Source organism: Stieleria bergensis (assembly GCA_007745635.1).
GTDB lineage: Bacteria > Planctomycetota > Planctomycetia > Pirellulales > Pirellulaceae > Stieleria > Stieleria bergensis.
This window is the reverse complement of the sequence record CP036272.1, coordinates 3,922,969-3,945,259: the sequence shown is the minus strand read 5'-3', so window position 1 is coordinate 3,945,259 and position 22,291 is coordinate 3,922,969. Positions and strand designations below refer to the sequence as shown.

Sequence of the window (22,291 nt, the reverse complement as noted above, 5' to 3'; positions counted from 1 at the left end):
GTTTGGCACCGCATGCAGTGCTACGCAGTGAGCGGGGAAAGGGTTTTCTGACAAGATATCGCGAAATGCACGGTTTCCAAGCCGTCGTGAACCCGAACCGCCCAGCCCATGCCAGGAATCCGGTTTTGTGTCTATACTTCCGGAATGAGACAACAAAAACGTTCCCGATCTCGTCAGATGGACGACGATGACGAGCCCAATCGTGGCCCCAAGAAGCCGCAAAAACGGCGTTCGCAAAAACTGCGAATCATCGGTGGCTCGATGCGTGGCCGTGTGGTGGTTTACCACGGCGCGGAATTCACTCGACCGATGAAAGACAGCGTCCGCGAAAGTCTGTTCAATATCATTGGGCCCCGCATTAAGGGGGCCTACGCGATTGACTTGTTCGCCGGCACCGGTGCGGTGTCGTTTGAGGCCTTGAGCCGCGGAGCAAGTCGAGCCACCGCGATCGAAATGAATCGCATGGCGCTGCGGTTCTTGCGTTCGACTGCCGAGACGCTGGGGGTTGCGGAGCAAATCAAGTTTCTGGCCGGTGATACCTTTCGCCTAGCCGGACCCTTGCTGGAGCATTCGATTCGTGCCGATGTAATCGATGATACTCCGCGAGTGATCTTCTTTTGCCCTCCATACGCGATGTGGGAATCACGAGCCGAACAGCTTGCCAAACTGCTCAAGAACGCGGTTGAGAACAGTCCACCCAATAGTCTGATCGTGGCTGAATCGGAGAAGCACTTTGACCCGGACGGTTTGCCGCCCGGGCAGTGGGATCATCGCATGTATGGCAACACGCGATTGTCGTTTCTAGAACCGCCGATGGTTTGCGGCATGTAGACCGCTGAGCAGCGGTCTGTGAATGCGTTGCCAGCGAGAACAGGATTTGCCGGCAGAGTGATTTGCCGGCTGGATCCAAGCGACGGCCAGGCGGGCTACTTCAGTGGCTTGACGCGCAAGTTCTTGAAGTACACCACGCTCTTGGGGTCGTGAGCTTGCAGGCCGAAGGTGCCTTCGCCAAGGCGTCGTTCAAAATTCTTGTCAAAGGCTGGCTTGTTCTCCGGCTCGGTGTAATCGACCATCACTTTGCCGTTCACGATCAGCTTGATGTTGCGATCTTTGACAATGATCTCCTGAGTGTACCACTGGTTGTCTTTCAGGCCCGGATCAGCAATGTTTTCGACGCCGTACAGGCTGCTGGTTTTCTTGGGGTCTTTGTGCGTGATGTTGACTTGGCATTCGTAGCCGAATTTGGGCCAGCCGGTTTCCTGGTACTTGGTGTGAAAGTAAATCCCTGCGTTGCTGCCGGGGGTGGTCTTGACATCCGCTTTGAAGTGGAAGTTTTTGAACGGGGCCAAGGGGCCGCTGTAAAATAAATGGCAGCGTTCGCCGGCGCAGACCAGCATGCCATCTTCGACTTTCCAGGCATCGGGGTTCTCGGTTGCCTTTTTCCAGTTCGTCAGCGTTTTGCCATCGAAGAGCTGTGTGAAACCCTCTTCTTCAGCATGAGCGGTGAACACGGCACTGAACGCGACAACAGCGGTCGTAACGAGAGTTAAAAGTGAAGTTCGCATAGGTGTTGAGATCAATTGGGGCGAGAAAGGTGGGACGAATGCATCGTTGGAGCACGACAACGAAAACGCCAGGCGTCTGATGAAGACAAAGACAGGGGCTGCCGGCATGAAAAAAACGCCTGCCGTGGGACCCACGACAGACGTTATCTATTTTATCTGCGATCGCTCGCCAAGGCGAGCACCTGACTACTCTTTGCCGGAATCAGTCGCAGGAACTTCGTTGGCTTTGATCTTGTCAGCGAAGGTCTTGCCGTCTTTGCTCTTCAGTTTGCCGGCAGCTTCCAGGCCCGCGAAAATCTTTTTCTGAGCTTCTTCTGGGTTTTCTTTGACCCAATCTTTCGGGAAGTCTTCAGCCTTGAGGAACTTGAGGATCGCTCCACCGTACTCGTTGCGCACTTCTTCTTTGTCTTGTTTGACAACGTGGCAGATGTAACAGCCATGCTTACGAGCGGTTTTGACGAAATCCTTGTCGACTTCGTCGCCGCTGAGGTATTTCGCTTTCCACTGCTTACTGAATTCACTGGTGGCCAGTGAAGGAGTGGCGAACAAGGCAAGACCAATGAATGCAACTGCAAACCGTTTCATGCAAACTCTCCGGGGAATTCCTGATCCTGGCGGCTGAGCGTCAACCGTCTCAGGTTCATGAGCCGTAAGACCTAACGCGGGCAGGTGCTTCGGCATTGTTGAATGTGGGGCAAACGAAAATCGATGGTCGCGTCACCATCTGTCGTCGCACACAATTAAGGCTCAAACCCTCAAAAAAGTCAAATCTAACGAGCGGGTTTTCTACAGAATATCTCGATCATTTTACTTTTTTGGGTCCGCGCATGCGAGCAGACCCGGTTCTTCTGCCCCACGTATCTGTCGCTCGAACAGACGTTCCTAGAAAAACCGAGTCGCTCGACTTCGTGCAGCCAATGTCGTCAGGTGCTGCCCCACGCACCCCCAACGAACCGCCTGCAAAGGAAGTTATCGGCTGGCCTGCTGATTGGTTGCACGATCTTTGCCAGACTGAGGGCCAACCCCACTTTTAGCGAAAGCCTCTCCAAGAGTGTCTAGGTTTCGGGGCCGCTGCCACAATGTGGAACCTGATTCGATCAACGTGCGGGGCCGATTTGACGCAACTTGCGTCATTGCAAAGAGTGCGTCACGGCAGGAGAATGCGAACGCTTGCCGCGGGGGGATGCATCACCGCGGCGCTGAGACGCTGCAACGCTCAGACACCGCTGGCCGCCGGTGAGCTGATCGGCCTGGATTCGTCCGGTGTTGGGCGGACTACTGCCGCACCAGTGTGCGGAAGGCTTGATTGAGTTGCTGAGTGATGGGGCCCACCGAGCCATCGCCGATCGCTCTGCCGTCTAACTTGACCGCAGCAATCACTTCGGCGGCACTGCCGGTTAGAAAGCATTCGTCAGCGACGTACAGGTCGTGACGGGTCAGAGGAATCTCGGCGGTTTCAATGCCCGCTTGTTGTGCGAGCTGTAGCACGGCGTTGCGTGTGATGCCTTCTAGAATGCCCGCTTCGATCGGCGGAGTGAACAACTTGCCATCTTTTACAATGAAGATGTTGTCGCCGGTGCATTCAGCGACTTCGCCTTTGTGATTCAGCATCAGTGCTTCGACACAGCCAGCGCGCAAGCCTTCCATTTTGGCCAAAATATTGTTCAGATAATTCAGCGACTTGATTCGGGGGCTGAGCGCTGCAGGGTGGTTGCGAATCGTCGATGCAGTGACCAAATCCAAGCCGTTTTCATAGGCGGAATCTGGGTACAGCGTGATGGAATCCGCGATGATGATCAGCTGAGGATTCGAACACTTAAAAGGGTCCAGTCCCAGTGCTCCGGCACCACGGGTGACGATTAAACGAATGTAGCCGTCGGTGATTTCATTGCGAGCGACGGTTTCATTGACATCATTGGCCATCGTTTCCAGATCGATGGGCATTTGTAACCCAATCGCTCGTCCCGATTCGTCCAAACGCTGCAGGTGTTCTGTCAGGCGAAAGACTTTGCCGCTGTACGCTCGCATGCCTTCAAAAACGCCATCGCCGTACAGCAGTCCATGATCGTAGACGCTGATTTTGGCATCGTCTGGTGCGAAATATTGGCCGTTGATATAGATCTGTCTTGGCATCTTAGATTGACTGCTAACGGTCGAAATGATTGGGACGCTGGAATTGTAGCCCAGCCCGCAGCGAGTGCACACGGGCAGTGGTGAGCCCAGAACGCAAAAAAATAAGTCCACTGGCTGGTGTGCCAAGCCGGATTTCAGTCGACTTGACTGTTGGTCACCGCGGCAACCACGTTGGCGTCAAAGTAGTTGATTGACATGCCTGCATCGACCACGACACTTTGGGCGGTGATGCCACTGCTGCGCTGCGAAAGCAAAAAGGCCGCGGTGTCAGCCACTTCGGACGTCGCCACGGCTTCGCCGCGTGGAATGACCTGTTCGGCATAAAGATAGGAATCCACGTAACCCGGGATGCCGGCAGAGGCGCTCGTTTTTAGCAATCCGGCTGCAACAGCATTGAAGCGGACTTTGCTGAATCGGCTAAACGACTTGGTTAAAAACGCGAGCGATGATTCCAACGCCGCTTTGATCGGTGCCATGAAGCCATAGCTTTCGCTGGCCATGCGCGTGGTGCTGATCCCGATGGTCACGACGGACGCCTCGGGGGAGAAGCAATCTTTCAAGGTGTTGCAGACATTGATCAGCGAATAAGCGGAGATGTCCACTGCTTGTAAGAACTGGGCCCGCGTGGTTTCGTGGAAAGGGCGGATGCCTTCCGGATAATCAGCAAAGGCAATCGAGTGCACCAGCCCATCGAGCTGCACGTTGTCATCGCTTAGCGATTGCCTGAGTGCATCGATCTGTTGCTGCTCCTGAACGTCACAGACAATCACTTTACGGTCAGCCAACAGTTTGGCAGTGGATTGTTTTCGCTGCTCGCTGCGCACGGTGTAAAGCACCGTGCCACCGGCCGATTCAATGGTCTTGGCAATATTCCACGCGACAGACTTTTTATTGGCCACTCCCATGACCAAGAACGTCTTGCCGCGAAACCCTAAAAAGTCAAACTCAGACACGATGCTACTTGTTGATCCGTTGGAGGTGCTGGTTGATCCGAGCGCCCGCCCGGAGCGACCTTACGGCGATGGAGTGGACGTTGGCACTGAAGCGACACTGCAGGCAAAGTCCAATCGTGTGGCCAGCTTGCCGTTGACTTTGACCTTTCCCGTCATGAAGAACGCATTGCTGACTTGGTCTTTCAATTCAACGCTGATTTCAACCACATCACCGGGGTGAACCATGGCTTTGAATTTGACGTTGTCCATCCGCGTTGCGACGGGGACAAGATTTTCTGAGGGCGCGGCTGATTCGTCATCAGCGGATGCCTGTGCGGCCAGACGCTGGTGCAACAAAACAGCCCCCGCTTGCAGGCAGCATTCACACTGAATCACGCCTGGCACAATCGGTTGCCCGGGGAAGTGTCCTTGGAAGAAAAACTCATCATCGAAGAAGCGTTTTTCGCAACGGATCGAATTCTCGTCGCGTTGAAGGATTCGATCCAACAGCAACATGGGTGGTCGGTGCGGGATCGCCGCTTCAATTTCTCGCATGCTCATAAGGCGTCATTGAAATCGGTCTGTTGGAAAGCGCCAAGGTGGGCGGCACGTTTTTATTGCAACAACTTGGTGGTCGATCGCCGAAAACAACAACTCAGGCAGGCAAACCCCTGCGACGGTTGATGGCAGGCCGTTGATTTCAGACTGCGAACTTGCCGCCGCTGATGCCAGTGGGATGCGTCGAGCTGCCAGTTGGGGTAACAAGATTTGCCGCATGAGTTTCGTTTCTCAGTAGGCCTATAAAAATTTGGCCTGAAAACCTACACTAACGTGGCTTTGGGTATGGGTTTGTTCGGTCTGTAACCTATGGTTGGCCACGCCAGACCCCTCCCGATAGTTGCTCGTGTGAATATCCTTCCACATCAATGACTAAGACGTGAATCAAGCTTCCCCCCCTTCCCAGGGCCCTCCGTCGATCTACAACGTTCCCAATGCGTTGACCGGCATCCGGTTTGGCATGGCAATCGCTGTCATGGCGCTTGTTCCACTGGGCTACTTTCTGTCGGCGACCATCGTCTTTTTGATTGCCGTTTCCACCGATTGGATGGATGGCTACTGGGCACGAAAGTATGGCCAAGTGACCAAGTTTGGGCGGATCTTCGATCCGTTTGTAGACAAAATCATTATCTGTGGATCCTTCATTGCCTTGGTTGGTTTGGAAGGTTCATTGATCCAGTCTTGGATGGCCACGGTCGTTGTGGGACGCGAATTGCTAGTCACTAGTTTACGCGGGATGGTCGAAGGCAAGGGCGGTGATTTTTCAGCCAGTTGGCTGGGGAAGTGGAAAATGGTGTTGCAGTGTGCCGCGGTGGTGGGACCACTTGTCGTCTTGCAGCAACCCGATTCGGAATCGCTAAGTTGGATCTCGCGAGTCATTGTTTGGGCGGCGATCGCATTGACCGTTTACTCTGGTTATGACTACACGATTCGTGCTGCCAAACTGATTTCCGAACCTGTGCCTGCAGGCGATGATGCCGCAGGAAGTCACACAGGTCAAAGCGGCGACAACGAAGACGATCAATAGGAGCCGTTGGCTTGGAGACCTTTTGCCAATTCGCTCTTTATGGGCTGTCCCTGCTGGTGTTCTCTTCGGTCCTGCTAGGACTTGTGTTCTGGGTTCAGTATTTACTGGGACGCAGCCGCTGGAATTTGATCGGTGACCGATCACCGGAATTGATCACTCGTCTGCCACAGTCGACTCCGCGCTGGACGTTTGTGGACTTTGTGTTTGCCTTTGGTGTTTCGCTGACGCTGACATCGCTCTTGACGCTGGCGGCGCGGCAAACCAACACCAGTGATGCTGCGGTGGCACCAACCCCCGCGGCTTCGCAGTCCGATGCCGTCGCGGTGAATTCAGACACTGAACCAGACACTGAACCAGACACTGAACCAGACACTGATGAAACCGCTGGCGGTGAATCAACCGCCGAACCCGTTGCGGTGCTTCAGCCTGCGGTGATTGTGATGGGGATCCTAGCCGGTGTGTTGACGATCACGCTGGTGTTGGGATTGATGGCGATTCTCTATCGCACGAACCTCCGTGACATGGGCGTGATGCCTCAAACGGTGGACATTCGGCGAGGGGCTGTGGCCACGGTTTGGATCTTGGCACCGGTGATCGTGATCAACATGATCGTGGCTCAATTGATCCCTTATCATCACCCCGTTACGGACACATTGGAACAGCAAAGCGACTGGCAGATAAGCTTGTTGCTGTTCGTCTCTGCGGCGATCGTCACACCGGTGTTGGAAGAGTTGCTGTTTCGCATGCTGTTGCAAGGCGGGTTACAGGTTGCTGCAGAAGGCTTGCCGGCGGTACCTGGGGTGGACGTGCGGAGCGATTCCCAGGGTGAATCGATGTGGGCTTGGAATCCTACAAAAAGGTGGCCCATTCTGGTTTCCAGTTTGGTTTTTGCGCTGCTGCACCTTGGCCAGGGCGGGGCTCCGATTCCGCTTTTCTTCTTGGCCGTTGGACTGGGATTCTTGTACCAACGCACGGGGCGATTGACGCCTTGCATCGTGGTGCACATGTTGCTAAACGGCACCATGCTGTTGCTGGAATTCAGCAAGATAGGTGCAGGCGTGGAGTAGCGTTAGGGATGCTGGTTGCCGTTTGGATTGGAAGGCAGCGTCGCTCAGTTGTCTCTGCGGTTGATGACATCTTCGTCATCATTGCGGCCCCGCTTTTCCAAGTACATTTTGATCGGGACTTCTCCAAAGCTTAAGTGGTCACGCAAGACGCTTAAGAGATAGCGGCGATAATCATTGCCGAAGGCTTTGGGATCATTGCACATGACAACGATGGTTGGCGGTTCCGTTCCAACTTGTGTTGCATAGTACAGTTTTGGCCGGCGGTTCTGATACATCGGCGGTTGGTGCGCTGAGATCGCGCTGCGTAGCAATCGATTCAGTTGGCCGGTGGAGACGCGCTCTTGAGACTGCTTGTAAAGCATGGTGGCGTGGTTCAGGAGCGTTTTAACGTTCTTTCCTGTTTGGCCCGTGATGAAGGCAATCGGTGCATAGGCCAACGTTGGGAACTGACGCCGTAAGTAACGGACCCAGCGTTCGGTAGGCATCGTGTCTTTCAGCAAGTCCCACTTGTTGACGACAAAGATACAGGGTTTGTAGTTGTCGATGACGTAACCGATCAGTTGCTTGTCAACCTTGCTGGCGTTTTCATTGCCGTCAAAAAACATCAGCACCACATCGGCGCGTCGGATGCTGCGCTGGGCGCGGTGCATGCCGTAGAATTCCAAGTCGGTTCGTTGGCTTTTGCGTTTTCTCAGCCCCGGTGTGTCGATGGCGATGAAGGTCTGGCCGTCGATCTCAAAGTGAACGTCGACGCTATCTCGCGTGGTTCCCGCGACTTCGCTGACGATCATTCGATCTGTTTCTGCCAATGTGTTGACAAACGTGCTCTTGCCGACATTACGGCGACCGACGATGGTGACTTTCATCGATGGATCAGCAACCGTTTGGTCACTCGGTGGCAATCGCTCGACGATCAGTTCCAGCAAGTCCGATCGATTACGGTTTTGCGTGGTGCTGACGGTGATCATTATGCCACGACCGAAGCGATGAAATTCGCTGGCGAGGTTGTCTTGGTGCGGTTGATCCGATTTATTGGCAACAAGAATCACAGGGCGATCCAAGCCCCGTAAACGCTCGGCGACCATTTCGTCCAGCGGCATCAGCCCGGTTTGCACGTCCACGACCAACAGAATCACATCCGCCGAATTGATCGCCAGTTCGATCTGATGACGCACGTCGGCCGTCAGGTCATCGGGGTCATCGATTCCCAGACCGCCGGTGTCAATCAATTCAAAGGCGTAGTCTTCGTCTTCGTCGCGAATCAGAGTCGTCATGCGGTCTCGCGTCACACCCTCGAAATCGTCAACAATCGCCAGACGGCGACCGGCGAGCCAGTTGAAAAGGCTGCTTTTGCCGACGTTGGGGCGACCGACGATGGCAACTTTTGGGATAGGCATGGGAGATTGACAATCGCGTTACTGGGGCGGAAAACTTTTTGAACGTGTTTTGCTGTTCAATGTAAGCCGACCGGTGCAAATGCAGTAGCCCGTGTGGTATTTATGGTGCTATGTCTGCAGAAATCCCCACCTCGCAATCCGAATTTCCTGACTCCAGTACCCAAGCCAGCGATCCCGCCCAGTCTGTTGACGGTCAATCCGCCAGAGTGGTCCAGTCGGGGGTGGCGCCGGAGGGACGCCTCGTGCAATTCCAGCTGGCCGCTTTTGCTGACCACTTGAAGCGGTCGGGGGTGCGGTTTCTGCCAGCGGCCGGCGAGCCAGAAGTCGCCGTTTTGGCAGACCAGTTCGCCAAACCAACGTCTCCGCAGGCCCCGTCGGCTGATCCCATCGAGGCAGCTACGCAGGCTTCAGCGGCTACGCAGGCTCCAAACCAGCCCGCCAGCACCGCTCCGACAACGGCCAGGCCCCAGCAAGAAGCGGTGCAGCAAGAAACCGTGCAGCAAGAAACGGCCCAGCAAGAAACGGTGCAGCGGAAAACGCTCCCGGCTTTGCCGGCCGCTGGATCGGCTTTGCCGGAGATCGGCATTGCGGGCAGCTACACCGAACCGTCGATGGCAGCGGAGAACCGCATTGAGATCTTGCATCAATTGAGTGGGGCCGTTGCCGCCTGCCAGCGTTGCTCGGTATTGGCCAAGTGTCGCAAGCACACGGTGTTCGGCGACGGCAATCCCACGCCTCGGTTTGTCTTCTTGGGAGAGGCTCCTGGACAAGACGAAGATCATGCAGGGCTTCCCTTTGTAGGGCCCGCCGGCCAATTGCTGACCAAGATGATCCAGGCCTGTCGACTCTCGCGCGAAGATGTTTATCTCCTTAACACCATCAAGTGTCGTCCACCACAGAATCGCAATCCATCCGCCACAGAGATCGAGCAGTGCAGTGAATACCTGCAAACGCAACTCAATGTGTTGCAACCCGAGTACATCGTTTGCTTGGGGCTGATCGCGGCTCAGTCGCTGCTGAACTCCGAACTGTCCGTTGGCAAGATGCGCGGCAGGTTGCACAGCTATCACTCGAGTAAGGTCTTGGTCACCTATCATCCGGCTTACCTTTTGCGGAACACCGGTGCCAAGAAAGCCGCGTGGGATGATTTGCAACTGATGTTGCGTGACGCAGGGATGATGTAAAAAAAAGGGGACGGGGATTTGGCGAGGCGGCGGTTGCCTGTTGGGACGGCTGCCAATTCGTTTGACGCCCGTTGTGCCTCGCCAGTGCTGGCGGGAATCTGGATTCGAATCACCGACACCAGCGGTTTATTGCTTTGACTCGATCACGTTTAGCACCTTCGCCGACCGGAGCCCAGCATCTGGGAAACGCCCGGACTCACTTGATTGCTTATTGGGCCGCCCAGCAAGCCGGTCAGGAGTTGCTGTTGCGCATCGACGACTTGGATTCGCCGCGTGTGAAGGCTTGGGCGGTGCAGCAGGCGATTGATGATTTGGCTTGGTTGGGAATCGAATGTCACGGCGCGCCGGTGATTCAGTCGTCGCACCAGCAGCACTACCAGCAGATTCTAGAGCGATTGACTGACGCCACCGCTGGTTTGGCGTACCGCTGCGCTTGTTCTCGCAACGATATCGCGGAGGCTTTGTCGGCGCCTCATGAAAGTCGCTTTCGGGGAGAGGGGCCGATTTATCCAGGCATTTGTCGACCACCAGATGGCAGGCAGGCCAGCGCCGAGGACTCTTATTGGCGTTTGCGAGCCAGCGAGCAGCAGCTTGTGTTCCACGACCGTGTGCTTGGAACTCAGGGGTGTTGTCCCGCCGATGAACTGGGGGACTTTCCCATGACCACCCGCTCCGGTCAAGTCAGTTACCAGCTAGCGGTTGTTATTGACGATCATTTGCAGGGCGTAGACACCGTTGTTCGAGGCAATGATTTGGTTGCCAGTACGTTTCGTCAGTTGCAAATCCATCAGTTGCTAGGTTGGGATCCCCCCGCCTACGCTCATGTTCCATTGGTCCTAGGCGTCGATGGGCGGCGTCTGGCCAAGCGGCATGGCGACACGCGTTTAAGCTTCTATCGGGAAAACGGGGTCAGTGCTAGTCAGGTGGTCGGTTGGGCGGCGTATTCGCTGGGATTGATTGACCGCCAGGAACCCTGCGCAGCACGTGACTTGATCACGCAATTTGACTGGAAGAAACTTTCCGCAGAACCAACCGTCATCGATCCCGTCACCTTGTTTGGCTAGCCCGTGTTCCTATGGTTCCGAATGGAACGGTTAAACAGCGGACGGCGACTTAAGCTGAGGGTATTCCCACAGTGAGCGCGGCGCATTGAGTCGGCGTTGCCGATACCGGACTCTACACCTGAGTGAGATGAGGGTTGTCAGACGTCCGATCATCTCATGTCGACTGTTGTGATCAGGATGATCCGCACAGTCGGCAATCTTGACGTCTCAGGCCAGTATCGGTCCAGGATTGAATTCCTGGCTTGAGACGATCGATGAAGCGCAAGGTCCGTAAGGAGACGTAGCCGTGCAACTAGTTCCCTCTTTCCACCGTGATCGGATTCCATCCTGTCACCTTCGAGCGGCCATCTCCTGCGCCCTGGTGGGGATCTGTTGCTTGATCCTGTCGCCGGTGGCCTCGGCGCAAAACCACAGCGGTTCTCGCTTGCCAGGCTTCTATGCGCCAGCCCATTGGGGGCCAGATGCTTGGGCACCACAGAACGCACCATCATCAATCAGTCATCAGCCCGTTGCATTAAGTCGCCCACCAGCAACGGGTGCGGGTGGCGCCAACAGCATCGCGATCGCTCCCTTAAGTGATGCTGTTGGCGTCAGCCTCCCTAAACCTCAGGCACCCGATCAGGGTTACTTAGACGCTCCGGCCAGTTCCGCGGGTTATGTGCAGGCACCGTCTGTGATGGAGCCCCAGGTGGCCCAGCCGCCTAGCTCTGATCCTCTTGTGGTAGAGCCGACGGTGGACGTGACTGCGTATGGCACAGAAAATCTGATGCCAACTGCGTCCCCCATTCGGCGTTGGTTTGGTGGTGTTGGCGCGACCTATTGGCAGTCGCTCGGTAGCGATGGAACGCTGCTGTTGGCGACTGATGGCGGTGACACGCTGACCACCGCGGGTGATGTGAACGGCTACGATTTTGTTGGCTACGATGCAACGGTTGGCCGCTATCTGTGTTGCGGACGCTATGCACTTGGAATGCGGTTCTTCGCCTGGGACCCAGAGGACCAGCAACACAATGTCGCCAACGGTGGCGCTGGGTTAGTCGTGCCACTCAGTGTCCTGCGTGACGTCTCGATCGATCGTGGTGGTGGAGTTGTCACGGTGTTTGATGACATCAGCAACAATGCCGCGAATGTTTGTGCAGAGAATGAAACCAGCATCCGTGGGTTCGAAGCCAACCTGAGTTGCTTTGGTCTTGGCGGAGCACGTCGTCTGGGACGCTGCGATCCCTGTGGTGGTTGCTGTGGTCCGTTGCGGAGATGGTGCGGCAAGGGCCAGTGTGATTCGAACTGCTGCGATCCTTGTGCACGGCAGTGTGGAGGCCTTTTTGGCCCGCTGGCTCGACCCTGCAATGGATGTGTGCGACTGCGTTCTTGGCATGGTTTGCGTTACTTCCAGCTGGATGAAAACTTTCAAATCGCAGCGGACGTCGATGGGAACTTGGGCTATTCAGCTACGGACCTTTTCTATCAGTTCGAAACGCGCAACGACTTGTACGGATACCAATTCGGTTCGGAGATCAGCTATCAGCTTGGCTGCCGGCTTTCCCTGCAAATCGGTGGCCAGTTTGGCGTCTTTGCCAATGACGTGTCGGTTTTTCACAACATTGGTAACGAAACCGCCACCGCATTCACCACTCTGCAGGGAGCCGGTGCAGGGGACGTGGTCGGTGAATCGTCCGACGTTCGTTTGGCCACCATTGGCGAGTTGAATGTGGGGGCCGCTTATCAGCTGTGCACCTGTTGGACAGCGACCGTCGGTTACCGCTTGCTGAGTGTTTGCGGTGTCGCCAGGCCTGTGGACGAGATTCCAACGCAGTATCTGACGGTGAATAACAACGCCGTGAGTGTGCAGGCCGACGGAGGCTTGATGTTACACGGTCTCCGGTTCGGTTTGGAATACAACTGGTAGAACCGAATGCAGGACCTCGTTGGGGTTCTGCATTGATCATGACGGAATCATTTGGTGTTCGGTGAGCCGGGCGAATCTGCCACGAGATTCGCGGGGCGCATCAATGCCTCTTCATCAGCGGGCCTAGGGGAAACCTGAAGGCCCGCTCTTTCTTTACCGTCCGTGAACGTTCGTAACGCGCGTGCAGGTGCGGCGATCGTCGCTGTCAACGGGTTCGGTTGCACATCGTTTCTTCACCCTTTCGTCATCGATGAGCGAAAGGTCTGGCAGCCCGAGACGGGGAATGATCTGCTTTGATGAAGAACTGATTCAGGGCCAGAGTGTGGATTGTGAATGTGAGATTTTCTTCTGCGAGTTCGATTCAATCGCTAACAGGATTTACACATCTCGTCGCTAAAACATGCGGCAGAGTTGATTCCCCCAATCGCGATTCCGACATCACCAGAAGGATACAGGTATGGAACGGACGTTGCAAAAGGTACGGACGTTGTTTGTCAGTGACGTGCATCTGGGCTGCAAGCATGCTCGCACATCAAAATTCTTAGAATTCATTCAAGGTTATCAGCCCGACACTCTCTATTTGGTCGGCGACTTTTTTGACGCTTGGAAGATAAATTACGGCTGGCACTGGACCACCGATTGTGATCACGTGATCGATCACTTTGTCAAACTGGTGGAGAGTGGGACGGAGCTGTTCTACGCTCCCGGAAACCATGATGCGTTTTTGAGGCAGCCTGGATTTCAGGCGATCATTCCCAGTCGGTTTCCGGATGTCAGGATTGACAATGAGTTTATTTTCGAAAGTCTTCAGGGGCATCGGTTGCTTGTCACCCATGGGGACTTGTTCGACTTCTTTGAAACCAAGGCTCAGTGGGCATCGAAGGCCAGTTCATTCTTTTACGACAGTTGCTTGTTCTGGAACCAGTGGTTCGTGCGCCGGTTTAGAGGCGAGGACAAGAACCCTTACGGCATCTGTGCGCGACTCAAGCAGCGCGTGAAAAGCGCCGTCCGCTTCTTAAGCCGGTTTGAAGGCAAGCTAGTGGAACATGCACAGGACCAAGGCTGTGATGGTGTCGTTTGCGGGCACATCCACACGCCTTGTTTCAAGCGGATTGGGGATGCGTTTTACTTCAATACTGGTGACTGGATGGAGAACTGCACGGGCTTGGTGGAAAGGCACGATGGTCGCTTGGAGCTTGTCAGTTTGTATGGCCAGACGCAGGAGATTTCGCTGCCCGAATTGTCCGCTGATGCTCTGCCGTCAAGTCAGGACACAAGCGAGACATTGCCTGGAATCCCGGCGTTGCCCCTTGGTCAGTCCTACGAACAAGTACAGAGCATCGCCTGATCCCGTGTGCGTTGATCGAGAATGATTTGGAATTTGAAAGAGTTGAGAAAACGATGATTAGTGATTGGATTGGCAGACGCTGTTTTTCGTTAATGCATCAGCGAAATTTGGTCTACAACACGTGCTGGGAAGATCCTCGTTTGGATCGGCAGGCGCTCAAGTTGTCTCCCGAAGATAGCGTGATGGTGATTACTTCGGCGGGTTGCAACGCATTGGACTATGCATTGCAAGGGCCTAAGGCTGTCCATGCAGTTGATATGAACCACCATCAGAATGCATTGCTCGAATTGAAGCTCGCTTCGATCGGCGGCCTTGACTACGAAGACTTTTTTCAAGTGTTTGGGACGGGCATGCATCCGCATTGGCGGGAGATTTACTATGACGTTGTCAGAGGACGGTTGCGTGAACAAGATCAGCGGGTTTGGGATCGGCGCATTAACTTCTTTGACGGCACAGCGAAACGAAAAAGTTTCTACTTTCGTGGCACGTCGGGCACGTTTGCGTGGATGATCAATGGCTATTTGAATCGCCCCAAAGGTTTGCGCGCGACGGTGGAGGAAATGCTTGCCGCGGCCAGCGTTGATCGGCAAGCGGAGATCTATGAGTCACAAGGTGTCAGCAACCGACTGTTCTCCAAGTCCTTGCGATGGGCGCTTCGCCGCGACACCACCATGGCGATGCTGGGTGTACCGCGTAGCCAGCGGATGCAGATCGATTGCGGCTATCCTGGCGGTTTGGGTGGTTTTATTCAGGATCGCATTGAGACGGTGTTTAAGCGGATTCCGTTGCGAGATAACTATTTCTGGCGCGTTTATCTGACGGGCAGTTACACGAAAGAGTGTTGTCCAGAGTATCTCACCGAGGCCGGGTTCCAGCAGCTGAAAGACGGTTATGCTCAGCGCGTTCACACCCATACCAACACTGTCGAAAGCTTTCTTGGTCAACACCAGCAGCCCATCTCTCGGTTTGTCTTGTTGGATCACATGGACTGGCTGTACCACAACTATCCCGAGCTGTTGGCGGCGGAGTGGCAAAGCATTGTCAATCGTGCTGATCGTCAGACGCGTATCCTCTGGCGAAGTGCCGCGTTGAGTGTGGACTTTGTTGACCCGTTGAATGTCCAGGTGAATGGTCGGTGCCGAGAACTGCGCGACTTGTTGGAATATGACCAAGGGTTGGCGGAATCGCTACACCAGCAGGATCGTGTTCACACTTATGGAAGTTTCTACATCGCGGACCTGATGGACGTTGCCGCATGAGTCAATCACAGCAAACACCACCCGACCCTGGCAGACAAAATGCCGTCGCCGCAGTCAGCAACACTGCGTCTGTGTCGCGCCCGGGTGAAATCGAATCGTTGCCACCGCGTGGCGGCGATCGTCAGCAGTCCAACCTTCCGGACAGCGATTGGTCGGGTTTGCCGGACGAGCACGTTGACGCGGATGGTCCGGCGCCGATCGCAAAGAAATCCTTGCGGAGTGATCTGCGCGTGCTCTGGCACTTGATCGCCCATCCCGTTCGTGGCAACTCTCACCAAGAACGCTTAGAAAGCTTTTATCGCGGTCAGGCTGACGACTACGATTCTTTTCGAAGTCGGCTGTTGCATGGTCGCGGACCGCTGATTGAACGGTTGCAGTTTCCCGTCGGTGGCGTTTGGGCGGACCTCGGTGCTGGCACGGGCGAAAACATCTTGCGGGCAAAGCAGCATGTCGGCAGTTTAAACGAAGTGATCTTGGTGGATCTCGCCGAATCGCTGCTGGATGTCGCTCAGCGGCAACTTGCCGACGCAAAAATTGACAATGCTTCGTTTCAGTTGGCTGATGTGACGACGTGGGATCGACCCGATAACTCCGTTGATCTTGTCACATTTTCTTATTCGTTGACGATGGTCCCTGATTGGTTTGCTGCCATTGAACTGGCGCATCGGATCTTAAAGCCTGGGGGCATGATTGCCGTGACTGATTTTTATGTGTCGCGGAAATATGCGTCGTCCAAGCATCGTCAGCACTCCTGGGCCACGCGCTGGTTTTGGCCGGCTTGGTTTGCTGGCGACAATGTTTATCTGAGCTCAGATCATTGTGCGATGCTGCATCGCAAGTTTGAAGTGCAGTGTTTCTGCGAGCGTTTGGGGAAGGTGCCTTACCTGCCCTTGCTTCGCGCTCCGTATTATCTCTTTGTTGGTAAGAAGAGCACCTAGACAATGGCAACGGAAGTGCTGGTGAAGGAACCTGGTCACACGGAAAAAGGTCCAGGCAGACGGTCGGCTTCACCAACGAGTGTGGATCCTGCGGTACTGGAATCGACGGCATGGCAAGAGCTGTGTCGGCGGTTCTTGCGGCATCACCGCAGTCCGTTGAACGTACTGTTCCATTTGTTGACCACGCCGCTCGCGCTGTTGGGGGTGTACATCCTGATCGGCTGGCTTGATCCTTGGCTGATGGTTGGTATCGCGGCCGCTCAGGTTGTGCTGGTTGCCTGCTTGACTCCTGTGGCGATTTCAGTGTTGCACGCGTTGGTTTGCGGCGCGGTGGGATTGGCTGCCTATCAAGTGCAAGCGGGGCCATTCGTCGGTGTGTGCTGTTTCGTTGTGGGTTATTGCTTGCAGGATGCAGCGCACTGGTTGGTCAAGGAGTCGACGTACCAAAGTAGTTATCGAAACGAAGCGCGTTGGGGGCAGGCGTTTCTGGAGCATACGTTGCTGCTGTTGCCTGTCTTGTTGACGCTAGCCCTGCGGTCGCGGCAAAGTCCGCTTCGGATGTTGGTCGCTCGCAAGCCTGTTCTGGAGACAAAATTGAACGCCCAGAGCCAGCGACAGGACTTTGAACAGGTTTTGGATTGGGTCAGGGCCAATCAAACCACCAGCGAGCAAAGCACGCATTGGTGGCAGAGCGACCTTGATGATCAGGCGGCGGAAGCCTTGAGGCGTCTTAGCCGGGATCCACAATTGATCAACAAAATCCGCCGGTTTCACGGGGCTGGTTACGGCGTCGAACCGGTCTCTGGAATGAACGAGGTCTACTTGACGGGACCATCCAAACAGGCAACATCAGACACCGTTTTTTATCGGGGACACGTTGACGGTCCCTGGGCGGTCTTCCCCGGCGCTCGGCTTTATCGCTGTATGTTGGCGCTGAATCAAAACTTGGAAGTGACGACTCACTTTCCCATGGCCTCCCTACGATACAGTGTCCCCGATGGTCATCGCTTGGAACATGGTGATGCGGTGGCGTTTGACTTTAACCGAGAACTGCACTACATCACTCGGAACCCTGATCCGCGGCAAAGTGAAAGTCGCATCAATCTGAAGTTGCATTTCGTCGCGTATCCCGTGCGATTGGCCTGGTATGGAAAGCTCTTAGCAGCGATGACCACTTGGTACGATCAACGAGCCCGGGAATTGTTTCTCGAGACGATTCAGCCAACGGGTTGGTGGGCAGCGTTGAAGACGCAATGGGTTCTGGGATGGACGAAACTCTTTGAACTGGCCGTTCGATTCGTTGGCTGGACGAATTTGGCATTCTTGGTGGCCGTGGGCCTGGTTTCAATGCTAATGAGTGACTGGCGAATCTGGTTGGCCGCGACCAGCTTTGTTCACTATGCGATCTACCTGGGAACTGTTCAAGAACGAACACCGGTTTCCTTTGGGACCTTCAAACGCGATGCCGTGTTCTTTAAAACGGTGTCGCTGTTGCAGTTGTTCGCCGTCTATGCGATGGGATTCCAAAAAGACTGGGGATCACTGCTTGGGGTCATCGGTGGATTTACACTGGCGGGTTATGCCGCTGTCGTGTTAGGTCCCACTCGAACCTTGTTCTCAAGTGAACTGGGGCTAGAGCCACCGGAACGAATCAGTCGTTTTCCCTACGGAGTGATTCCGCATCCAATGATTCTTGGTGCCCTGATTGGGATTGCTTGCATGCTGGGTGCCAGCCCAGTCCGCAAGCAGTTCGGTTGGCTGATCGCGGGGCATCTGATTGCCTACGGCCTGGTCTTGGGCCAAGAGATTCGTCTGTCTGGTCGCCGCTTGACGGCAAAGGTCCCAGCGACTGAAGACAGCTAGTTGCGCGGCGCGTTAAAGCACTGCTCGGGAAATCCCGGTTTCGCGAACGAAGCTGCGAAACGGGATGGCAAATGGCCGCGCAGTGGCAGTTGATTGCCAGCAAAGAGCGGCCGCTGCTGTAGAGCGTTGGCTTACCAACGCAAGCCAAACTGTTCGCCACCGCTGGGGCGGTTGTTGCCGCCTTTCAATGGTCCGTCGTGCATCGGTTTGATGGCGACTTCGCGTGGTGGTTCATCGATTTCTTCTTGAACCGGTTTGACGTCGGCATCGGCGATTTGCTTGGCCTGTTTGATCGAAAGGCTGATCTTTTGTGACTGTCGGTCAAAGGAAAGCACTTTGACTTCGACCACCTGATCGGGCTTCACAACTGCATCAACTTTCGAGACGCGTTTATGATCGATCTCGCTGACGTGCACCAAGCCTTCGACGCCAGCGGTCAATCGCACGAAACAACCAAAGGTTGCGATCTTGGTGACCGTTCCTGTGTGGATGCTTCCGGCAGCGAATTCGGCTTCGGCGGCGTCCCAGGGATTCTCCAGGAGGTCGCGGTAGGAGAGGCTGATTTTGCCGGTCTCTTTGTTGATCGCGTCGATCTTGACTTCGACCTTCTGTCCCGTTTCCAGTACATCGCTGGGGTGTTTGACACGTTCCCAGCTGAGTTTGCTGATATGAATCAAGCCTTCAACGCCACCTAAGTCAACGAAGGCGCCGAAGTCTTTGATGGTTCCGACGGTGCCTTGCATGGTGTCGCCGACGGCGATGGTTTCCAGTTGTTCGGCTCGGCGTTGCTCGCGTTCACGCTCCAGGATCGCGCGACGGCTTAAGACCAAGTTGCCACGGCGTTCGTTGGCTTCGGTGACCAAGCAAACGAACCGTTGATCAACAAATTCGGTGGTGTCTTCCACACGATATTCAGCAATTTGGCTGATGGGAATGAAGCCGCGAACACCGCCAACCTTGCATTCCAGACCACCGCTGTTGCTGCCGGTGATGATCGCTTCGATCACGGAGCCTTCTTCCAGATCCGACCAGTCGTCGACAGCGATCGTTGCGCCTGGGAGCGAGCATTGGTACAGTCCATCGGCGGCGCTGCGTCCGCGAACAGCCACTTCGATAAACGATCCGATTTCGGGTTCCGCTTCGGTGAACTGTTCAAAGGCGACAACGCCTTCGTCCGGTCCGCCCAGCGCGAGGTAAACGTTCTCGTTGTGGATCTTCAGCACTTTGGCTTGGATGCGAGCGCCGTCTTCCAAGGGTTCCTTGCGATCCGGCATGCCAGCAGAACCGCCCAGCATTGAATCGACGTCTGCACCGGCGAGTTCAGCATCAAGCAATGCTTGAAGGTCATCACTGAGGTCGTCTCGCAGAGATGGGACGGCAATCCGAGTGGGCTTGGCTGCCTTGGCCGATGCTGTTTCGCTCTTTTGGCCGTCACGTTGTCCACCCAGGCGTGGCTTGGGAGCCTTTTTCTTTCCCTTACCGGGTTTGCCTTTGGAATCGGCAGCATCCAGTTGTTCGGTCGTGACCGTAGGAGAGGCAGGTTTGCTGACGCCAAGACCTCTCGCTGCCAGTGGCCCGCTTCCTGCGGTCGATGGTTTCGCGGTCGACGTTTTCGCGGGAGATTCAGTGGCCTCGCCTGCCAGAGTCTCCGTCGCGACCTGCGATTCCGGTGCGGCTGGCGCTGCTGCCTGAGGTTCGCTGGTTTCGACGGCGGGAGCAGAGGGATCGGTGGGTTGCTGTTCGTTACTCATCGATGCAAACGTGAGGTAGGGAAGATGTGAGCCATTGAGTGGGTCGCGAAGGCGTTGGTGGAGGTCGGCGGAAACTTAGGTTTTTTGCCAACAGCCACGATCGCGTCGCAGACTTTCGCCGGTCTGTAACGGTGCAGTCTAGCAACGCCCCGCGAATGTCGGTAGTCTGCACACAGTCAATCCATCTTTCACCTCTGTTTTTCCGTCCGATGCCAGAATTTTCCGAATTCAGCTCCTCGCTTACCGATTCTTTCTCTGCCGAATTGACCGCTGCGATCGGTTCGGCACCGCTGCCGGCTCTGGATGAAGGTTCTGCAGTGCACGGTCCGCTCAAGACGCTGCTGCAGGGCGGAATCGGCGACCATTTGATTGATGTGTCGCCAACACGTCAGATGGAGCTGTTGAGCGCGTTATGGCTGGTCGCTGGCGACATCCATCTGAGCCATTCCATCAGCCAAGATCTGCCCAGCGCCGAAGGCAGTTTTTTGCACGGCATCATGCACCGTCGAGAAGGTGATTTTGGCAACGCAAAGTACTGGTTCCGCCGCGTTGGGGCTCATCCGGTGTTCCAACAGATCGCTGAGGTGACCGATGGGCATTACAGCGACCCGTTCGATTTCGTTGACCACTGCCAGCGGGCCTCGGCTGAGGGCCAGGCCGATCGCTGCATGGAGTCTCAATGGGCCGAGTGGCAGGCACTGGCCCAAGTCATCATTGATGGTTAATCCAGATCACTTGACCTGGCGCAGTGTGTAGCGGTGCGGTTTCGGTTGGGCAAGTTCGTAGAGTTCGTCCAGTTCAGCCGCAGCTTTGGCTTCCAGTTCAACGAGCTGTGCTTCGAAGCCTTCCATGGCGGCTTCGTTTTTGGCAACTTTCGCGGCCAAGCCCTCACGCGTCTTTGGGTCGGATGCTTCGCTCAAGGTCCGTTGACTGCGTTGCAGGTTGCGGAACTTGAACCAATGCGTTCGCAGCGCTCGCACGGTTTCGCTGCTGCGTGTCTGATTTCGGCTCACAACCTGAGCGGCCTGAATCGATTGCGGCGTGTTGGGAAAGTTTTGCAGTTCAACGTGGTTGGCGAGCTGAACGTGGGTGAAGCTGTCAATCACGGTGCCGTCAATTTGCAATTCATACTTGCCGGGTTCTAAGCCGTGCACTTGGAATCCTTCCCGGCTAAAGCGATGCCCAATTTTCAGCATGTCGCGAGCCGCTGCGGTGTCTGTCGGAGTCACCCACGGCAGTGAGTGGCCAGTAAAGACAAATTCGATTGTTCCGTCGGTGATCTTGAGATCCGTCACGGTTCCGTTTTGAACACGGGCTTTATAGCTTTCTTTGAATGGGGTCAGGACAATGTTGGACACGCCTCCACGCAGACCCAGGTCTTCAAGCCAGGCAGAGGCCATGACCAACTGTCCGTCAGGACCGGGGTGAATCGCGTCCTTAATCATGGTGTAATCAGCATCATTCAGGCGGGCTTGACGCGTCAGGTTGTTCAGTGGGCTGAACATGTCGATGGATGTCATCGAGCGACGGTCCGCTTCGCCACGTAACCAAGTGCCATAGAAGGCCAAGACGGCGTTGTATTGGCGCAGCATGTCTTCGCTGCGCTCTCGTTTGGTGGCGCGAGCGGCAACGGCATCAAACATGGTGGGAGTGATCGGGGCAATGGCTGCGTCGGTCGTTTGCAGACGCTCAAGCAATTGAGTCATGTCAGCCTGGTACATCGCGAAGACTTCAGGATTGAAGGGCTGATAGGAGGCGTCATTCATGCCCAACAGAATCGTGACTAAGTCAGGTTGCTTGGAAATCACGTCGCGGTCTAAACGCTGCAAGGCATCCCAGGCTCGGTCGCCTCCGATGCCCGCGTTGTGAAAGTGAAGGCGTACCTGTGGATAACGCGTGATGAAGAAGTCCTCAATGTATTGTGTGTACAGCACTTGGTGCGTGATGCTGTCTCCGACAAAGACAACGGTGTCGTCTGATTTTAGTGTTGAATTGGCCAGCTTGATTTCGGCGTGCTGGGCGAGACTTGTGCAGATCATCGCTAGGCAGAGGCCAGCGGCTATCAAGAGACGTTTCATGGGGGTTCCGGTCATGGGGCGGGAGGTAAAGAATTGATCGGGCAGTGGCGGAAGGATTCACCTGTTAATGGATGCGTTCCAAGCATCACTGGAATGGCCCCAAAATACACGAAATTGCAGCCCAGCGACGTCGGTAACGTGCGAGCACGCACCAATGCTCAGAAATTTACGTCGGGTGCCGTGCTTGCACGCACCAGTCAACTGCACTCTCCCGCTTGCGA

The 22,291-nt window shown here is 55.3% G+C and carries 19 protein-coding genes; 11 read left to right on the top strand and 8 right to left on the bottom strand.

The features are described from left to right. Positions 1–144 precede the first annotated feature (144 nt). Positions 145–831 carry a 16S rRNA (guanine(966)-N(2))-methyltransferase RsmD gene (gene rsmD, locus SV7mr_RS13730; RefSeq protein WP_419187363.1) on the top strand — a complete coding sequence of 229 codons (687 nt, stop codon included), beginning with the start codon at positions 145–147 and terminating at the stop codon, positions 829–831. A 95-nt stretch (positions 832–926) separates the two neighbouring features. On the opposite strand, the gene SV7mr_RS13725 is transcribed toward rsmD, so the two are convergent. From SV7mr_RS13725 to SV7mr_RS13705, 5 genes are all read right to left on the bottom strand, one after another. Then, entirely contained in the window at positions 927–1,565 is a 639-nt protein-coding gene (locus SV7mr_RS13725) for a 3-keto-disaccharide hydrolase (RefSeq protein WP_145273070.1), read from the bottom strand. A 186-nt stretch (positions 1,566–1,751) separates the two neighbouring features. Further along, complete coding sequence (locus SV7mr_RS13720) at positions 1,752–2,150, bottom strand: hypothetical protein (RefSeq protein WP_145273067.1); 399 nt, start codon at positions 2,148–2,150, stop codon at positions 1,752–1,754. A gap of 690 nt (positions 2,151–2,840) precedes the next feature. Further along, on the bottom strand, positions 2,841–3,698 hold the full coding sequence (gene ilvE, locus SV7mr_RS13715) for a branched-chain-amino-acid transaminase (RefSeq protein ID WP_145273063.1): 858 nt from the start codon (positions 3,696–3,698) through the stop codon (positions 2,841–2,843). A gap of 134 nt (positions 3,699–3,832) precedes the next feature. After that, positions 3,833–4,603: an enoyl-ACP reductase FabI gene (locus SV7mr_RS13710; protein WP_145278421.1), complete on the bottom strand. Its 771-nt coding sequence runs from the start codon at positions 4,601–4,603 to the stop codon at positions 3,833–3,835. A 108-nt stretch (positions 4,604–4,711) separates the two neighbouring features. After that, entirely contained in the window at positions 4,712–5,191 is a 480-nt protein-coding gene (locus tag SV7mr_RS13705; protein ID WP_145273060.1) for a 3-hydroxyacyl-ACP dehydratase FabZ family protein, read from the bottom strand. Positions 5,192–5,567: 376 nt separating this feature from the next. Here SV7mr_RS13705 and pgsA point away from each other — a divergent pair, with 376 nt between their 5' ends. Both pgsA and SV7mr_RS13695 read left to right on the top strand, forming a co-directional pair. Next, the gene (gene pgsA, locus SV7mr_RS13700) at positions 5,568–6,215 is read left to right on the top strand and encodes a CDP-diacylglycerol--glycerol-3-phosphate 3-phosphatidyltransferase (protein WP_419187362.1); all 648 of its coding nucleotides are present in this window, start codon (positions 5,568–5,570) and stop codon (positions 6,213–6,215) included. An 11-nt stretch (positions 6,216–6,226) separates the two neighbouring features. Next, the gene (locus SV7mr_RS13695) at positions 6,227–7,282 is read left to right on the top strand and encodes a CPBP family intramembrane glutamic endopeptidase (protein ID WP_145273057.1); all 1,056 of its coding nucleotides are present in this window, start codon (positions 6,227–6,229) and stop codon (positions 7,280–7,282) included. Between the two features lie 44 nt (positions 7,283–7,326). Here the strand turns inward: SV7mr_RS13695 and der are convergent, their stop codons facing one another. Beyond that, positions 7,327–8,679, bottom strand: a complete 1,353-nt coding sequence (gene der, locus SV7mr_RS13690; protein WP_145273054.1) for a ribosome biogenesis GTPase Der — start codon at positions 8,677–8,679, stop codon at positions 7,327–7,329. Positions 8,680–8,789: 110 nt separating this feature from the next. On the opposite strand from der, the gene SV7mr_RS13685 reads away from it, so the two are divergent. The 7 genes from SV7mr_RS13685 (at position 8,790) to SV7mr_RS13655 (ending at position 18,241) form a co-directional block, all read left to right on the top strand. Further along, complete coding sequence (locus SV7mr_RS13685; protein ID WP_145273051.1) at positions 8,790–9,863, top strand: uracil-DNA glycosylase; 1,074 nt, start codon at positions 8,790–8,792, stop codon at positions 9,861–9,863. Between the two features lie 134 nt (positions 9,864–9,997). Beyond that, entirely contained in the window at positions 9,998–10,927 is a 930-nt protein-coding gene (locus SV7mr_RS13680; protein WP_145273048.1) for a glutamate--tRNA ligase family protein, read from the top strand. 286 nt (positions 10,928–11,213) lie between these two features. After that, positions 11,214–12,833, top strand: a complete 1,620-nt coding sequence (locus SV7mr_RS13675) for a BBP7 family outer membrane beta-barrel protein (RefSeq protein ID WP_145273045.1) — start codon at positions 11,214–11,216, stop codon at positions 12,831–12,833. Between the two features lie 457 nt (positions 12,834–13,290). Then, positions 13,291–14,181, top strand: a complete 891-nt coding sequence (locus SV7mr_RS13670; RefSeq protein ID WP_145273041.1) for a UDP-2,3-diacylglucosamine diphosphatase — start codon at positions 13,291–13,293, stop codon at positions 14,179–14,181. A gap of 53 nt (positions 14,182–14,234) precedes the next feature. Continuing rightward, a complete protein-coding gene (locus SV7mr_RS13665; protein WP_145273038.1) occupies positions 14,235–15,440 on the top strand; it encodes a BtaA family protein in 1,206 nt (401 codons plus the stop codon). Then, positions 15,437–16,378 carry a class I SAM-dependent methyltransferase gene (locus tag SV7mr_RS13660; RefSeq protein WP_145273035.1) on the top strand — a complete coding sequence of 314 codons (942 nt, stop codon included), beginning with the start codon at positions 15,437–15,439 and terminating at the stop codon, positions 16,376–16,378. Before SV7mr_RS13665 ends, SV7mr_RS13660 begins: the two co-directional genes overlap by 4 nt. A gap of 3 nt (positions 16,379–16,381) precedes the next feature. After that, positions 16,382–18,241 carry a hypothetical protein gene (locus SV7mr_RS13655; RefSeq protein ID WP_419187361.1) on the top strand — a complete coding sequence of 620 codons (1,860 nt, stop codon included), beginning with the start codon at positions 16,382–16,384 and terminating at the stop codon, positions 18,239–18,241. Between the two features lie 131 nt (positions 18,242–18,372). Here the strand turns inward: SV7mr_RS13655 and SV7mr_RS13650 are convergent, their stop codons facing one another. After that, on the bottom strand, positions 18,373–19,992 hold the full coding sequence (locus SV7mr_RS13650) for a 30S ribosomal protein S1 (protein WP_145273029.1): 1,620 nt from the start codon (positions 19,990–19,992) through the stop codon (positions 18,373–18,375). A gap of 209 nt (positions 19,993–20,201) precedes the next feature. Here SV7mr_RS13650 and SV7mr_RS13645 point away from each other — a divergent pair, with 209 nt between their 5' ends. Next, entirely contained in the window at positions 20,202–20,717 is a 516-nt protein-coding gene (locus SV7mr_RS13645) for a hypothetical protein (protein ID WP_145273025.1), read from the top strand. Between the two features lie 6 nt (positions 20,718–20,723). On the opposite strand, the gene SV7mr_RS13640 is transcribed toward SV7mr_RS13645, so the two are convergent. Beyond that, positions 20,724–22,085: an SGNH/GDSL hydrolase family protein gene (locus tag SV7mr_RS13640; RefSeq protein ID WP_145273022.1), complete on the bottom strand. Its 1,362-nt coding sequence runs from the start codon at positions 22,083–22,085 to the stop codon at positions 20,724–20,726. Positions 22,086–22,291: the final 206 nt, after the last annotated feature.